Origin of the sequence: Streptomyces sp. NPDC052114, from assembly GCF_040680155.1 — a bacterium.
GTDB lineage: Bacteria > Actinomycetota > Actinomycetes > Streptomycetales > Streptomycetaceae > Streptomyces.
This window is the reverse complement of the sequence record NZ_JBFAWC010000015.1, coordinates 173227-188989: the sequence shown is the minus strand read 5'-3', so window position 1 is coordinate 188989 and position 15763 is coordinate 173227. Positions and strand designations below refer to the sequence as shown.

Annotated in this window: 12 protein-coding genes; all 12 read right to left on the bottom strand. The window is 72.2% G+C overall.

The window, feature by feature from the left end:
• Positions 1 to 3: 3 nt before the first annotated feature.
• Entirely contained in the window at positions 4 to 687 is a 684-nt protein-coding gene (locus AB0L89_RS30215; protein ID WP_365147729.1) for an EboA domain-containing protein, read from the bottom strand.
• A complete protein-coding gene (locus tag AB0L89_RS30210) occupies positions 684 to 1688 on the bottom strand; it encodes a sugar phosphate isomerase/epimerase family protein (RefSeq protein WP_365147726.1) in 1005 nt (334 codons plus the stop codon). Before AB0L89_RS30210 ends, AB0L89_RS30215 begins: the two co-directional genes overlap by 4 nt.
• Positions 1685 to 2653, bottom strand: coding sequence for an SCO3242 family prenyltransferase (locus AB0L89_RS30205; protein WP_365147723.1), 969 nt, complete (start codon positions 2651 to 2653; stop codon positions 1685 to 1687). Before AB0L89_RS30205 ends, AB0L89_RS30210 begins: the two co-directional genes overlap by 4 nt.
• Before the next feature lie 136 nt (positions 2654 to 2789).
• Positions 2790 to 3890, bottom strand: a complete 1101-nt coding sequence (locus AB0L89_RS30200; protein WP_365147720.1) for an inositol-3-phosphate synthase — start codon at positions 3888 to 3890, stop codon at positions 2790 to 2792.
• Positions 3891 to 4130: 240 nt separating this feature from the next.
• Positions 4131 to 5522 carry a ThuA domain-containing protein gene (locus tag AB0L89_RS30195; protein ID WP_365147717.1) on the bottom strand — a complete coding sequence of 464 codons (1392 nt, stop codon included), beginning with the start codon at positions 5520 to 5522 and terminating at the stop codon, positions 4131 to 4133.
• A 15-nt stretch (positions 5523 to 5537) separates the two neighbouring features.
• Positions 5538 to 8003 carry a PQQ-dependent sugar dehydrogenase gene (locus AB0L89_RS30190; RefSeq protein WP_365147714.1) on the bottom strand — a complete coding sequence of 822 codons (2466 nt, stop codon included), beginning with the start codon at positions 8001 to 8003 and terminating at the stop codon, positions 5538 to 5540.
• 231 nt (positions 8004 to 8234) lie between these two features.
• Complete coding sequence (locus tag AB0L89_RS30185) at positions 8235 to 9236, bottom strand: sugar phosphate isomerase/epimerase family protein (protein ID WP_365147711.1); 1002 nt, start codon at positions 9234 to 9236, stop codon at positions 8235 to 8237.
• Positions 9237 to 9335: 99 nt separating this feature from the next.
• Entirely contained in the window at positions 9336 to 10532 is a 1197-nt protein-coding gene (locus tag AB0L89_RS30180; RefSeq protein ID WP_365147708.1) for a Gfo/Idh/MocA family oxidoreductase, read from the bottom strand.
• A 48-nt stretch (positions 10533 to 10580) separates the two neighbouring features.
• The gene (locus tag AB0L89_RS30175; protein ID WP_365147705.1) at positions 10581 to 11621 is read right to left on the bottom strand and encodes a substrate-binding domain-containing protein; all 1041 of its coding nucleotides are present in this window, start codon (positions 11619 to 11621) and stop codon (positions 10581 to 10583) included.
• A gap of 15 nt (positions 11622 to 11636) precedes the next feature.
• Positions 11637 to 12656, bottom strand: a complete 1020-nt coding sequence (locus tag AB0L89_RS30170) for an ABC transporter permease (RefSeq protein WP_365147702.1) — start codon at positions 12654 to 12656, stop codon at positions 11637 to 11639.
• Positions 12653 to 14170 (bottom strand): sugar ABC transporter ATP-binding protein, encoded by a 1518-nt coding sequence (locus AB0L89_RS30165; protein WP_365147699.1) that lies wholly within the window; start codon positions 14168 to 14170, stop codon positions 12653 to 12655. Before AB0L89_RS30165 ends, AB0L89_RS30170 begins: the two co-directional genes overlap by 4 nt.
• Before the next feature lie 289 nt (positions 14171 to 14459).
• Positions 14460 to 15641 carry an ROK family transcriptional regulator gene (locus tag AB0L89_RS30160; protein ID WP_055702478.1) on the bottom strand — a complete coding sequence of 394 codons (1182 nt, stop codon included), beginning with the start codon at positions 15639 to 15641 and terminating at the stop codon, positions 14460 to 14462.
• Positions 15642 to 15763 lie beyond the last annotated feature (122 nt).

Genomic DNA, 15763 nt, shown 5'->3' with positions numbered 1-15763 from the left:
CTCCTACTCCTCGCCGGTGGAAGGGGCCGCGGGGCCCGAGGGAGCCGCCGGATCCGAGGAGGCTTCGGGGGCGGTCAGGGCCAGGGCACGGTGCAGGTCGCCGGGGACGGTGCGGCCCGCCGCGGTGCGTTCGTTCGCGTAGTCGCCGAGCATGCGGGCGAGCTCGGCGTCGCCGCGGGCGCGCCTGGGGAGATCGGCGACGGCCTCTACCGGGACGCCGGTGAACAGGCACTTGAGGACGGCGTGGCGCCAGTCGTGCGAGGTGAGGTGTGCGGCGGCGTAGGGGCCGACGGCCGCGGCGACGAGCCGGGTGTCGTTGGTGCGCAGCGCGTCCGCGATCAACGGCACGGCCTCGGGGCCCGGGACCAGGTGGGGCAGGGCGTGCAGGACGGCTCGGCGCTCGGCGGCGGTGCCCTGGGCGTAGACGCGGGTGAGGGTGTCCGTGGTGGCGTTCGCCGCGTGCAGGAGCAGGACGCGGGCGTCGTCGGCGTGCTCGGGTCCGCAGCGGCGCCCCGCCTCGGCGAACCTCACCTCCCAGGTGGGGAGCGGGCCCTGGTCCGCGTGCTCCGGTCGGGCTCCGTGGGCCGTGGCCTCGGCGGCGGCCTGGTCGAGCCAGGCGCGTGCGGCTCCGCCGAGGTCGGCTTCGAGTCGGGTGCGGAGGGCGGTGATGCCGGGGGTGTCGGTCACGGGGTTCCTCCTTCGGCAAGGACTGCGGCGTCCGGGAGTCCTGCGTCGGGGACTCCTACGTCTGGGACTCCTGCGCCCGGGACCGCCGTGTCCCGGACCGCCGTGTCCCGGACCGCCGCGGCTTCGGCCGTCCGGCGCAGGAAGTCGATGGAGTGGGCGGCGAGGTCGGGGCCCGCGTGGGAGTGACGGGGCAGTTCGACGACGGTCAGACCCTGGTAGCCGGTGGCGGCGAGGGCTGCCAGGACGGGCGGGAAGTCGATCTCTCCGTCGCCGAACGGCAGGTGTTCATGGACGCCGCGGCGCATGTCCTCGATCTGGACGTGCCGCAGCCAGGGCGCGGCGGCGCGTACGCAGTCGGCGGGAGGGAGCGGTTCGAGGCACTGGCAGTGGCCGATGTCGAGGGTGAGGCCGAGGAGTGCGGGGTCGGGGTCCCCGAGCGTGTGGCGCAAGCGGTGGAAGTCGGCGAGGCAGGAGAGGAGGTGGCCGGGTTCGGGTTCGACGGCGAGCGGTACGCCGGCGCCGGACGCGGCGTCGAGGACGGGGCCGAGCGCGTCGGCGAGCCGCTTCCAGGCGGTGTCGTCCGAGGTGTCCGGCGGGGTGATGCCGCTGAAGCAGTGCACGGCGTGGGCACCCAGGTCGGTGGCGACCTGGACGGCGCGGATCAGCAGACGGACGCGGTCGGCGCGGCGCTCCGGGTCGGGGTCAAGGAGGGAGGGGCCGTGCTTGCGGCGCGGGTCGAGGACATAGCGGGCGCCCGTTTCGACGGTGGCGGTCAGGCCGAGCCGGTCGAGCCTGCGGGCCACCCGGCGGGTGCGGGCGGCGAGATCGGGGGCGAGGGGATCGAGGTGCATGTGGTCGAGGGTCAGACCGACACCGGAGTAGCCGAGGTCGGCGAGGAGGCCGAGGGCGTCGTCGAGACGGAGGTCGGTGAGTCCGTTGGTGCCGTAGCCGAAGCGGAGCCCGTCGACCGGCCGGGGCTGCCGGGGAGCGGGAGCGCTCATGTGACGCTCACCTTCCGTGCGAACTTGCGGGCGGCGGGGGCGAGGGCGGCGGTCAGCAGGGCGGTGCCGACGGCGCCGGCACGAGCGGAGAGCGCGGCCTGTAGCGGAATCATGGCCCGGATCCCACCGCCGACGGCCCGTTGTGTGAGGGGAGGTGAGGGATTGAGGACGGCGTGGAAGAGAGGCTTGGCGGTGGTACCGACGTAGGCGAGGGCGAGCCCGGCGCGGAGGACCTGGGGGGCGGTGCCGGGACGTGGGTATGGTCCGTTCCCTCGACGCGGCTCGGGACCCGAACCCATCCCCTGCTGGAACTCGCCGCCTCGACGGAGCGAAACCCTCCGCCCGCCCCGGCCCACCACATGCCCGAGTGCCGTCGTCGCCGCCAGTGCCGCGAGTGGGGTGGCCGACGAGCCGCCCTGGGCCTCGTGGCGGGAGACCTCGGTGACGGCGAGGGTGTGGGCGGCGAGGACCGCGGCGGAGGGTGCCGCCGCCCGCGCGCCCGGGGCGTGTCCACGGCCCGCCGTGGCGGTGGCGCCGAGGAGCAGGTCGAGGCCGCGCGCCGCGGCCATGGCGGTCGGGCCCGCGGACGTGTGCTTCAGGCCCAGGTCGTAGCCCCAGACCGTGCCGGCCAGGGCGCCGGCCACCACGAGGGAGGGCCGGCCCGCGCGGGCGGCGAGGGTGAGGCCCGTGGCCGTGAGGGCGACGGCCGCGGTGAGGGCCGCGGGCGGGGCGATGCGGCCGGACGGCAGGGGCCGCTCGGGGCGTTCGACGGCGTCCTCGGCCCGGTCCGCCCAGTCATTGAGGGCCATACCGGCCTCGTACAGGCAAAGGGAGGATCCGATGGCGAGAAGAGTACGGCGGTTGGGGCGCAGGCCTGTCGTCGCGGCCCCGGCGAGCGCGTCGCCGGGGACGGTGAACAGGGCGGGGAGCCGCAGGAGTTCGGCCCAGTCGCGCGCGGCGCTCATGAGGCCTCCCGCGCGAAGGCCGCCACCGGCCCGCGCAGCGCCACGCGCCGACGGCCACGCGACGTCGTGCGCCGACAGTCCATGGACACCACCAGCCTCTGGCGGTCACGGAACAGCACTCCCATGCCGGTGCCGGTCATCGGTCCTCCCCCAGTTGCCCCGCGAAACGCACCAGGTCCCCGTACTGCTCCCCCAGTGCGGCCGGAGCGTCGGCGTCCGGGTCCTTGAAGTAGAAGGCGAGGGAGGACAGAGGGCCGGAGAGGCCGGTCGCGTGGGCGCGGGCCGTCAGGCGGGCGAGGTCAAGGATCAAGGGCGCGGCGAGGGCCGAGTCGCAGCCCTGCCACGTGGTCTGCAGGACCATGCGCGTGCCGAGGAAGCCGTCGAAGGCGATGTGGTCCCAGGCCGTCTTCCAGTCGCCGAGGGACGGCACGTCGTCGATGTGGACCTCGCCCTCCGGGGCGGTGCCCAGGGTGTCGGCCAGGACGCGTTCCTTGCCCGCGTTCTTGGCCGCGGCCGCGGCCGGGTCGGCGAGGGCCGCGCCGTCCCCGCCGCCCAGGAGGTTCGTGCCCGACCAGGCCCGTACGTCGAGCGCCCGCTGCGCGAACATCGGGCCGAGCACCGAGCGCAGCAGGGTCTGCCCGGTCTTGCCGTCGCGGCCCGCGTACGGCAGGCCACTGGTGCGTGCCGCCTCGGCGAGGCGGGGGTGGCGCAGGCCCGTGGAGGGGGTGAAGTTCACGTAGGAGCAGCCGGCCCGGAGGGCGGCCGCCGCGTAGAGGGAGCTGGCGGGCAGTCGCGCGTCGCCGTCCGAGGGCAGGGGTTCCGTCGAGGCGACGTTCACCACCACCGCGCGGGCCAGACCCCGGCGGAGGATGAAGTCGCGCAGGTCGGCGGCGAAGGCGTCGATGAGTTCGTCGTCCGAGCGGGAGTCGCCGGGGAGCGGTCCGCCGGGCCTGATCTCGGCGTCCGCGGCGGCGAGTTCGGCGTGCACCGCCGCGGGAAGGCCGTGCGGCAGGACGCCGCCGGAGGCGAGTTCCTCGGCCCGTTTGGGCAGCGGGCAGTGGGTGGTGTCGTGGCCGCCGAAGACGAGCGAGGCCAGCGGTGGGAGGCCGCCGGCGGCGAAGGGGGGTGTCTCGGTGACCATGCCGGTCGGTGGTCGCAGTCCGGCCGCGACCGCCGCGCAGCCGGCGACGGCCGTGGTCGCGACCGACCCGCGCGCCCCGACCAGCCAGACCCCCACGAGTTCTTCCGCCGCAGTCCCGGCGGACGGAGCGGAAGAAGCGGACGAAGTAGAGAGCGCGGATGTGGACACGGCTGCCTCCTGCCTTGCCTTGGCTCATATGGACACGCGCAGGGGCGCCCCTGCGCGTGCGCGAACGCTCCGGCCCGCGGGTGCGCCCAGCCGAGTCGGCTGCGCGGGCACCTCCGGTTCGGAGGAAAGACGGCGGGCGGAGGTCCGGCGTCCTCCGCCCGCCGTCGTCTAGCGCCCCGCGTCCGCGCCGGCCGGCGTGGGCCGACCGGTGTGGCGTGCGGGCAGATCCTTCAGCCGGATGTTCCGGAAGGAGACCTCATCGGCGTCCCCGTGGTTCTGGATGCCGATGTGCCCCTGGCGCAGGCTCCGTGCCGGGTCGGTGTTGGTGTAGTCGTTGATCTTCACGCCGTTGAGATAGACGCGAAGGCGTTCGCCCTCGACGCGGATCTCGTAGGTGTTCCACGCACCCGGCGGGTTCAGCGCCTTGTCGCGCTTCTTGAGGTCGGCGGACTTGAAGCCGTAGACGGAGCCCGTGGTCTTCTCGGGGACGTCCGTGGCGTCGATCTGGATCTCGTAGCCGTTGTTCACGGCCGACCAGGGGTCGTCGGAGGACGGAAAGCCCACGAAGATCCCGGAGTTGTCGTCCCCGGCCATCCGCCAGTCGAGCTTGAGCGAGTACGAGCCGAGTTCGCGCCGGTCGTACCAGAGCATGCCCATGCCGCCGGTGGTCGTGAGTGTCCCGTCGCCCTCGTCCAGCGCGAAGGAGCCAGGGCCCGCCTGCTTCCAGCCCTCCAGCGAGCCCGCCGTGCCGTCGAAGAGCGGGGTGTAGCCCTTCTCCGCGCGGCAGTCGGCCTGGACCGCGCCGACCGCCCACCGGATCCCGCCCAGCAGGTGCTGCCGGAAGGCGGGTTCGGCGTACGACTCCTTGGTGTGGCCGCCGCCGGTGTAGAAGGCGCGGCCGCCCTGGTAGTCGCTCTGGCACCAAGCGATGGGGTGGTCCCCGGCCATGGTGCCGCCCGTGTACGAGGACTCGTCGAGCGAGGCCAGGACGTGGGCCCGGTCGCGCGGGTTGGCGCGGTAGTTGTACCACTCGTCGGTGCGGTCCCACGTCCCGGTGCCCAGATGGGCGGTGGCCGGGTGGGCGTGGTCCTCGACCTTGACCTTCGCGGGCTGGATCGCGGGGTGCGACTGGAAGTACGCGCCCGCGAGCCCGCCGTAGAAGGGCCAGTCGTACTCGGTGTCGGCGGCCGCGTGCACGCCGACATAGGCGCCGCCGGCCCTGATGTACTTCTCGAACGCCGTCTGTTGCTCGGCGTTCAGGACGTCACCGGTGGTCGAGAGCCAGATCACGGCGTCGTACTGGGCGAGACGGGCGTCCGTGAAGACCGCCGCGTCCTCGGTGGCGTCGACGGCGAAGCCGTTCGCGGCGCCGAGTTCCTTGACGGTCGCGATGCCCTCGGGGATCGAGTCGTGGCGGAAGCCCGCGGTCTTGGAGAAGACCAGGACCTTCTCGCCGGCCTGTCGCGACGGCTCGGGCGTCGAGGCCGCGGGGCCCGACACACAGCCGATGAGCAGGGCGGCCGCGGCGGTCGCCGTGGCCAGCCGTGCGGATGCGCGCATGTGCTGACCTCCCGCTCAGCTCGTGGTGATGGTGAAGTCGTCGACGTCGTACAGCGCCCCGCTGCCCGAGCCCTTGAAGACCAGGAACAGCGTGGTGGTCTGCGTCGGCGGCTTGGACAGGGCCGTGCTGACGTCCGTGTAGGTCTCCCACGAGCCGGTCGGTGCGACCTTCGCGGTGCCGAGCAGCCTGCCGGTCGCCGATCCGCTGCGCACCTCCAGCGTGCCGCCGGCCCCGGCGGAGGCGACCCGCGCGGTCAGCTTGGTGGCGTTGCCGAGGAGGTACGGCTTGAAGGAGATCCAGTCGCCGTTGTGGATGTCGCCGACCGTCTTGCCGCCGTGCGCCGGGGTGTGGTTGACGACGGAGACGCCCTTGGAGTCGTTGTAGTGCTCGCCCTGGCGGTGCTTGGGCTGGACGACGTTCTGGTCGTGGGTGGTCAGCGCGGGCTGGCCATTGGCACCCTTGTCGGTGTACTCGGCGTCGAAGACCCCGAAGATGTTGGCGTTCGGGTCGTGCTCGCCGTCGGCGGAGGTCTGGATGGTGCCCTCGCAGCCGTTGGCCGAGGTGACCGGGTGCCCGTGGCTGTCATGGCCGAGGATGTGGGTGACCTTCACCTTGGTGCAGTCGATCGGACCGTCCTCCGGGTCGGACACCTTCACCTTGAAGGGCACCTTGTCGCCGAAGGTGAACAGCTGCCCGTCGCCGGGGAGTTCCAGGGTCACCTTCGGCGCGGTGTTGCCGACGGTGACGTGCGCGCTGGCCGAGCCGGTGCGCCCGGTGGAGTCCTTGACGGTCACGGTCGCGGTGTAGACGCCGTTCTTCTTGTACGTGTACGTGGGGTTCTGCTGGGTCGACTTGCCGCCGTCGCCGAAGTCCCAGGCGTAGGTCAGGGTGCCGCCGTCGGCATCCGTGGCCGTCGCGGTGAACTTGGTCCGCAGCGGGGCCTGGCCGCTGGTCTTGGAGGCGGTGGCCTCGGCGACCGGGGAGTGGCCCTCGGTGGCGTTCTCGATGCGGTAGAGGCCGGAGTTCTCGTCGCCGCCGAACCAGGCGGTGCCGTAGTCGAGGACGTAGAGCGCGCCGTCGGGGCCGAACTCCATGTCCATGACCTGGGTGCCGGTCCACGGGAACGGGTTGATCTTCGAGACGGTGCCGTCGGCGCCCTGCTCGATGCGCTTGATCCAGCGCCGGCCGAACTCACCGGCGAAGAAGTTCCCGTCGTAGGCCTCGGGGAACTTCACCGGGGAGGTGTTCGCGGCGTCGTAGCGGTAGACGGGTCCGCCCATCGGGGACTCGGAGCCGCTGCCGAACTCGGGGACGGATCCGCCGTCGTAGGGGATCCAGGCCTCCTGCGCGGGCGGCAGGTCGGTCAGGCCGGTGTTGTGCGGCGAGTCGTTCCTGGGCGCGGCGCAGTCGAAGGCGGCGCCGGAGGTGCCGGTCGCGAAGTCGTAGTCGACGTAGGCGTCGTTCTTGCCGGTGCAGAAGGGCCAGCCGAAGTTGCCCGCCTTGGTCACCCGGGCGAACTCGACCTGTCCTGCCGGGCCGCGCTTGGGATCGGCCGCGCCCGCGTCGGGCCCGTAGTCACCGACGTAGACGATGCCGGTCGGCTTGTCGACGCTCATCCGGAAGGGGTTGCGGAAGCCCATCGCGTAGATCTCGGGGCGGGTCTTCTCGGTGCCCTTGGCGAAGAGGTTGCCGTCCGGGACGGTGTACGAGCCGTCGTCGGCGACCTTGATGCGCAGGATCTTGCCGCGCAGGTCGTTCGTGTTGCCGGCGCTGCGCCGCGCGTCGAAGGCGGGGTTGCGGTTCGCGCGCTCGTCGATGGGCGTGAAGCCGTCGGAGGCGAAGGGGTTGGAGTCGTCGCCGGTCGAGAGGTAGAGGTTGCCGTCCTTGTCGAAGTCGATGTCGCCGCCGACGTGGCAGCAGGTGCCGCGGCTCGCGGGGACGTCGAGGACCTTCTTCTCGCTGGCGGTGTCCAGGGTCCCGTCGGCCTTCAGGACGAAGCGGGAGAGGCGGTTGACGCCGTCGAACTTCTTGAAGTCCTCCGCGGTGCCGTTCTCCGGGGCGTCGCCCGCGGGGGTGTCGAGCGGGGGTGCGTAATAGAGGTAGATCGCGCGGTTCTCGCTGAACTTCGGGTCGAGGCCGACGCCCTGGAGGCCCTCCTCGTCGTGCGAGTAGACCGGTATCTTGCCCGCGACCTTGGTGTTGCCCGCGGCGTCGGTGAGGCGCAGCGTGCCGTCGCGGGAGGTGTGCAGGACCGAGCGGTCCGGGAGCACGGAGAGCGTCATCGGCTCGCCGGTCTCGGGCGCGCCCTTGGCGAGGGTGACCTGCTGGAAGTCCTCGGCGGCGGGGGCGGCGCGGTGGGCGGGCGGGTCCGCGGGGACGGCACCGGCCTGGGGGACGGTGAGGGTCAGGCCGGCGCCGGTGAGCACGGTGCCGGTGAGCAGGGCGAGGACTCTGCGGAGTCTGTGGCGTTTCCTGTGCACGGGGGTTCCTCCGGAGGGGGGACGGTCGTACGCGGGTCTGTGCGCCGTGCGCCGGGGTGCGCCGTCACCCCGGACGGTTCATGTCCTGTACACATCAGTGACGGTAGCCACGTTTGTCCGGGGCGGAAACCCCTTACGCAGCACCTGAGTTCGTCTTCTTCCCGTCACTGGACAAACATCGAGGCGGAGCCGGTCCCGATCGGGACCGGCCCCCGTGGCGGGCCGCCGCCGTCAGTCGGAGCCGAACGCCGCGTCGAAGGAGGCGGTGGGCGGTTCGAAGTCGTACGCCTTCAGGCGCCGCAGCGCCTCCGGGGCGCCCTGGAGGCGGTCCATGCCCGCGTCCTCCCACTCGACCGAGATGGGGCCCTCGTAGGCGATGGAGCGCAGCATGCGGAAGACGTCCTCCCACGGGACCTCTCCGTGGCCCGCCGAGACGAAGTCCCAGCCGCGGCGCGGGTCTCCCCAGGGCAGGTGCGAGCCGAGGCGGCCGTTGCGGCCGTCCAGGCGGCGCCGGGCCTCCTTGCAGTCCACGTGGTAGATCCGGTCGCGGAAGTCGTAGAGGAAGCCGACCGGGTCGAGATCCTGCCACACGAAGTGCGAGGGGTCGAAGTTCAGGCCGAACGCGGCGCGGTGGCCGACGGCCTCCAGGGCCTTGTGCGTGGTCCAGTAGTCGTACGCGATCTCGGACGGATGCACCTCGTGGGCGAACCGCACGCCTTCGGTGTCGAAGACGTCCAGGATCGGGTTCCAGCGCTCGGCGAAGTCCTCGTACCCGCGCTCGATCATGGAGTCGGGCGCCGGCGGGAACATCGCGACCAGATGCCAGATCGACGAGCCGGTGAAGCCGACGACCGTGTCGACGCCGAAGGCCGCGGCGGCCCGCGCGGTGTCCTTGATCTCCGCGGCGGCCCGCTGCCGCACGCCCTCCGCCTCGCCGTCGCCCCAGATGCGGGACGGCAGGATCGCGCGGTGGCGCTCGTCGATGATGGCGTCGCAGACGGCCTGCCCCACCAGGTGGTTGGAGATCGCCCAGCACTTGAGTCCGTACTTGTCGAGCAGGGCGTGCCTGCCGTCCAGATAGGTGGGGTCGGCGAGCGCCCTGTCGACCTCGAAGTGGTCGCCCCAGCAGGCGAGTTCGAGGCCGTCGTAACCGAAGTCGCGGGCGAGCCCGCAGACCTCTTCGAGCGGCAGGTCGGCCCACTGGCCGGTGAAGAGCGTGAACTGGCGTGGCATGGCCAGGCCTCCTCGGGCGGGGATGCGGCGGGTTCGGGCTCGGGCGGGAACGCGGCGAGTACGGGCAGGCGTGGGAACGCGGCGGATTCGGGCGCGGGCTCAGGCGGGGACCGGCGTGTACACGGAGTTCTTCGCGGCGCTCTCCTCCACCGCCGCGAGGACCCGCTGCACGGACAGCCCATCGGCGAAGGACGGCTCGGGCACGGTCCCGGTGGCGATGGCGTGCAGCAGGTCGCGGGCCTGGTGCACGAAGGTGTGCTCGTAGCCCAGCCCGTGCCCCGGCGGCCACCAGGCGTCCAGGTAGGGGTGTCCGGGCTCGGTGACCAGGATGCGGCGGAAGCCGGACGACTCGGCGGGTTCGGTGTGGTCGTGGAAGGACAGCTCGTTCAGCCGCTCCAGGTCGAAGGCCAACGAGCCGTCGGAGCCGTTGAGTTCGAGCCGCAGCGCGTTCTTGCGGCCGGCGGCGAAGCGGGTCGCCTCGAAGGAGGCGAGGGCTCCGGAGGCGAACCGGCCCGTGAAGACGGCCGCGTCGTCCACCGTGACCGCGCCGAGCCGGGCGCCGCCCGCGGCGGTGAGCCCGCTGGACGCGCCCTCGAGGACCGGCCGTTCGCGCACGAAGGTCTCGGTGAGCGCGGACACCCCGGCCACCGGCTCCCCCGCCAGGTACTGCGCGAGGTCCACGATGTGCGCCCCGAGGTCGCCGAGCGCCCCGGATCCCGCGCGATCCTTGCGCAGCCGCCAGGTGAGCGGGAAGTCCTCCGGCACCAGCCAGTCCTGAAGGTACGTCAGGCGTACGTGCCGCAGTGCGCCGAGCCGTCCTTCGGCGACCATCCGCCGGGCCAGCGCGAGGGCGGGCACGCGGCGGTAGTTGAAGCCGACCATGGCCACCTGACCCCGCGCGCGGGCGCGGGCGGCGGCCTCGGCCATCGCCTCGGCCTCCTCGACGGTGTTGGCGAGGGGTTTCTCGCACAGCACGTGCTTGCCCGCCTCCAGGGCGGCGACGGCGATCTCCGCATGGCTGTCGCCGGGGGTGCAGATGTCGACGAGGTCGACGTCGTCCCGGGCGATCAGGGCGCGCCAGTCGGTCTCGGCGGCGGCCCAGCCGAGCCGGTCGGCAGCGGCGCGCACGGCGCCGCCGTCCCGGCCGCAGACGGCCGAGAGCACCGGCCGGACCGGCAGGTCGAAGACGCGCCCCACGGTCCGCCAGCCCTGGGAGTGGGCGGCGCCCATGAAGGCGTAGCCGATCATGCCCACTCCCAGCGGCCGCTTCCCCGCCTCGGGTTCCGTCTCACGCATGCGGTACTCCTCCTCGTCGACGCTCGGTGGGGGGTGCTAACACGCACATCACTTGAAGCCGGTGGACATGTACTGACCGACGTTCTCCTTGTCGACCACGGCCGAGTAGCAGGTGACGAAGGACGGGATCTCGAACTCCGCCATGCCGCTCACCCCCTTGCCCTGTCCGAGGGCGCGCGCCAGGTCGATGGCGGACGCGGCCATCGTGGGCGGGTAGAGGACGGTGGCCTTCAGGACGCTGTCGTCGGACTCGATGGCCTGGAAGGCGGAGAGCGCGCCCGCGCCGCCGACCATCAGGAAGTCGTCGCGGCCCGCCTGCTTGATGGCGCGCAGGGCGCCCACGCCCTGGTCGTCGTCGTGGTTCCACAGGGCGTCGAAGTTCTTCTGCGCCTGGAGGAGCTGGGACATCTTCGACTGCCCCGACTCGACGGTGAAGTCGGCGGCCTGGCGGGCGACCTTCTTGATGTTCGGGTAGTTCTTCAGGGCGTCGTCGAAGCCCTTGCTGCGCTGCTTGGTCAGCTCCAGGTTGTCGAGCCCGGCCAGCTCCACCACGCGGGCGTTCTTCTTGTCCTTGAGCTTCTCGCCGATGTACTGGCCGGCGCTCAGACCCATGCCGTAGTTGTCGCCGCCGATCCAGCAGCGGTAGGCCTGCGGCGAGGCGAAGACGCGGTCGAGGTTGACGACGGGGATGCCCGCCTTCATCGCCTTCAGGCCGACCTGGGTGAGTGCCTTGCCGTCGGCCGGCAGGATCACCAGGACGTCGACCTTCTTGTTGATCAGCGTCTCGACCTGGCCGATCTGCGCCGCGGTGTCGTTGGACCCCTCGGTCGCCTCCAGCGTGACGTCCTCGTACTTCTCCGCCCGGCTCTTGGCGTTGTCGTTGATGGCGTTCAGCCAGCCGTGGTCGGCCTGCGGGCCCGCGAAGCCGATGGTGACCTTCTTGCCCGGCTTGTCGTCGGCGACCTGCTGGGACTTGTCGTCGGACCCCTCGTCCTTCGCGTCGTTGCTGGTGCAGCCCGCGAGCAGGGCTCCGCCGGACAGGGCGGCGGCTCCGAAGAGGAGCCCTCTGCGGCTCGTGTGTGTTGGCATGGTGAACCCCTCGACTCAGGTGGTGTGGGCCGTACGTCGTTGGACGAGCACCGCGGCGACGATGATCGCTCCCTTGGCGATCTGCTGGGTCGCGGTCTCCAGGTTGTTAAGGGCGAAGATGTTCTGGATCGTGGTGAAGATCAGCACGCCGAGCACGGAGCCCGTGATGGTGCCGCGACCGCCGCTGAGCAGGGTGCCGCCGATGATCGCCGCGGCGATGGCGTCCAGCTCGTAGAGGTTGCCGTTGGTGTTCTGGCCCGATCCGGACAGGACGATCAGGAGGAAGGCCGCGATGCCGCAGCACAGACCAGAGAGCAGATACAGATAGAGGCGCTGTCTACGGACGTCGATGCCGGCCAGGCGCGCCGCCTCCGCGTTGCCGCCGACCGCGACGGAGCGCCGGCCGAAGGTGGTGCGGTTCAGGAGCAGCCAGCCGACCACGGTGACGGCGGCGAAGACCAGGACGAGCGGCGGGATGCCGAGGACGTAGGACTCGCGCAGGCCGAGGTCGAGGACGCTGTCCACGGTGACCATCTGCGTCTTGCCGTCGGTGATCTGCAGGGCGAGTCCGCGGCCCGAGGCCAGCATGGCGAGGGTGGCGATGAACGGCACGACCCCGCCGTACGCGATGAGCAGGCCGTTCACCAGGCCGCATCCCATGCCGACGACCACGGCGGTGAAGAGGATGCCCGCGAAGCCGTACTCCTGGGTGGCGACCGTCGTCGCCCACACCGAGGCGAGCGCGACGATCGCGCCGACGGAGAGGTCGATGCCGCCGGAGATGATCACGAACGTCACGCCGACGGTGACGACGCCGATGACGGACGCCTGGGTGAGGACCAACTGGACGTTGTCGGTGTCGAGGAACGCGTCGGGCTGGGTGATCCCGCCGATCACGATCAGCACGGCGAGCACACCGAGCAGGGACAGCGTGCGCACGTCGGCGCGGGCCAGCACGGCGCGCCACGGGCTGCCGCCGTCGGTGGGGGTGCTCTTGCGGGGGGCGGCCTCGGCCGCCGGGGCGGGCTGGGTCATGCCGCCGGGCTCCCTTCGAGGACGAGGTCGAGTACGCGGTGTTCATCGAGGTCACGGGCGGGTGCGGTGTGGACGACGCGGCCCTCGCGCAGCACCAGGACGCGGTCGGCGAGGCCGAGCACCTCGGGCACCTCGCTGGAGACGAGGAGGACGGCGAGGCCGTCGTCGGCGAGCCGGCGGATCACCGCGTACAGCTCGGCGCGGGCGCCGACGTCGACGCCGCGGGTCGGCTCGTCGAGCAGCAGGACGCGGCAGCCGCGCAGCAGCCAGCGGGCCAGGACGGCCTTCTGCTGGTTGCCGCCGGAGAGGGTGCGCACGGGCACGGACGGCTCGTCGGGGCGCAGGGACAGCTCCCGGGTCGCGGCGTGCGCGGCCGCGCGTTCGCCGCCCCGGTCGAGCCAGCCGCCGCGCGAGAAGCGGGACATGGAGGAGACGGACACATTGCGGGTGACGGATTCCAGCATGAGCAGGGCCTGTGCCTTGCGCTCCTCGGGGGCGAGGCCGAGACCCGCGCGGACGGCGGAGCGGACGCTGCCGGGGCGCAACACCTGCCCGTCGACGGTCACTTGGCCGGCACTGGGCTTACGGGCGCCGTAGATGGTCTCCAGGATCTCGGAGCGGCCCGAGCCGACGAGCCCGGCGAGGCCGACGATCTCGCCGGGGCGCAGGTCGAGGTCGAGGGGTTCGAACTCGTCGTGCCGCGCGAGGCCCCGCACGGTCAGCACCGGTGGCGCGTCGGCCGGGCGGGCCGGGCGGTCGGGGAAGACGTACTCCATGGTGCGGCCCGTCATCAGCGCGACGACGTCCTTGGTCGGCGTGGACTTGGCGGGGAGCCCGCCCGCGACGGCGCGGCCGTCCTTGAGGACGGTGACGCGGTCGCCGATGCGGCGGATCTCCTCCAGGCGGTGCGAGATGTAGACGACGGCGACGCCGTCCGCCGTGAGGTCGGCGACGATGCGGAAGAGGTTGTCGACCTCGTCGGGGTCGAGGGCGGCGGAGGGCTCGTCCATGACGATGAGGCGCACCTCGTGGGAGAGAGCGCGGGCCATGGAGACGATCTGCTGCTGGGCGGCGGAGAGGTCACCGACGAGACGGCCCGGCTCGATCTCGGCGTGACCGAGTCGTTTGAGCAGCGCGGCGGTCGACGCCTTCGCCTCGCGGCCCCGCACGACGAAGCCGGCGGTGGTCGGCTCGTGTCCGAGGTGGACGTTCTCGGCGACGGACAGGCCTTCGACCAGGTCGAGCTCCTGGTAGATGGTGGCGATGCCGAGCCGCATGGCCGCGATGGGCGAGCGGAGCGTGGTGCGCTCGCCGCGCCAGGTGATCTCGCCGTCGTCGGGCTGGTGGGCGCCCGCGAGGACCTTGATGAGGGTGGACTTGCCGGCGCCGTTCTGGCCGAGCAGACAGTGCACCTCGCCGGCCTGGACCTGGAGGTCGACGCCGTCGAGGGCCCGGACCCCGGGGAACGACTTGGTGATGCCGGACATGGTGAGCAGCGGTGGTTCTGGTGCCATGACGGTTCCCCTCGGCGGCGGCCGCAGCAGGGCAGGACGGATTCAGGGCAGGGCGGAGCAGGGGCAGGACGGATCAAGGACTGGGGGTCGCGCGGTGCGGGTGCGGGTGCGTTCGGAGCAGGGCAGGGCAGGGCGCTGTACTGGGTGAGGGTGACGCGACGGTACGACGGGCGTGGTGCTCTACGCGCAGGAGTACGAGTGGTGCATTACGTGCAGAGGTACGAGTGGTGCTCTACGCGCAGAGGTACGAGTGGTGCTCTCGGTACGACGTGACGCCGCGCGTACCGCGTTACGCCGGTGAGAACAGGTGGTCGCTGATGAGCCGCGCCCCGCCGATGGCTCCGGCGGTGGGGCCCAACTCGCCCAGGACGATGGGGAGGTTGCCGGTCGCCAGGGGCAGCGACTGGCGGTAGACCTGGGTGCGGATCGCGGCGAGCAGGGTGTGGCCGAGTCCGGTCACCCCGCCCCCGATCACCACGAGGCCGGGATTGAAGAAGCTGACGAGGCCCGCGATGACCTGGCCGGTGCGGTTTCCGCCGTCGCGGATCAGGTCGAGCGCGGTGGCGTCACCCGCGGCGGCGGCCGCCGCGACGTCGACGGCGCTGAGCCGCCCCGTCTCGTCGAGCCGCGCGGCGAGCTCCTGCGAACGTCCCTCCCTGGCCGCCTCCTCGGCGTCGCGGGCGAGCGCCGCGCCGCTGAAGTAGGCCTCCAGGCAGCCCTTGTTGCCGCAGGCGCAGGGGCGTCCGTCCGGTTCGGACTGGATGTGTCCGATGTCGCCGGCGCTGCCCGTCGTACCGCGGTAGACCTCACCGCCGACGACGATGCCGCAGCCGATGCCCGTGCCGATCTTGACGCAGAGGAAGTCGCCCACGGAGCGTGCGACGCCCGCGTGCTGCTCCCCCATCGCCATGAGGTTCACGTCGTTGTCGACCATGACGGGACAGCCAAGCTCCTGGCTGAGGGCCTCCCTGACGGGGAAGCCGTCCCACCCCGGCATGATCGGCGGCGCGACCGGCACGCCTTCGGGGAAGCGGACGGGACCGGGGACGCCGATACCGGCGCCGTCGAACCCTTCCGCGAGCCCGGAGGCCTTCAACTTGGCCGCCATGGCGAGGACTTGCTCGAAGACCGCGACCGGGCCCTCGCGCACGTCCATGGGCTGGTTGATGTGGCCGAGGACCTCCAGCTCGGCGTTGGTGACCGCGACGTCGACCGAGGTCGCGCCGATGTCCACGCCGAGGAAGCGGAGGCCAGGGGCCAGACGGATGTTGTGGGAGCGGCGGCCGCCGCGCGAGGCGGCGAGTCCGTCGGCGACCACGAGACCGGTCTCCAGGAGCCGGTCGACCTCGACGGCCAGCTTGGACCGCGAGAGGTCGACCTGATCACCCAGCTGTGCACGGGAGTTGGGGCCCCCGTCGCGCAACAGCCGCAGCAGTCGCGCCTGGTGCGCGTTGGCGGGTCGAGCCGTCATACGTCTCACGCGCCCCTCCCCGCCTCATCGGGCTTCCCGTGGCCTTGCCCTCGGGCGCGAACGCCGTGCCGTCGGGCTTCCTTCAAGCTTTCGAGGGGAACGTAGCAGTGCCTGCCGGGAGT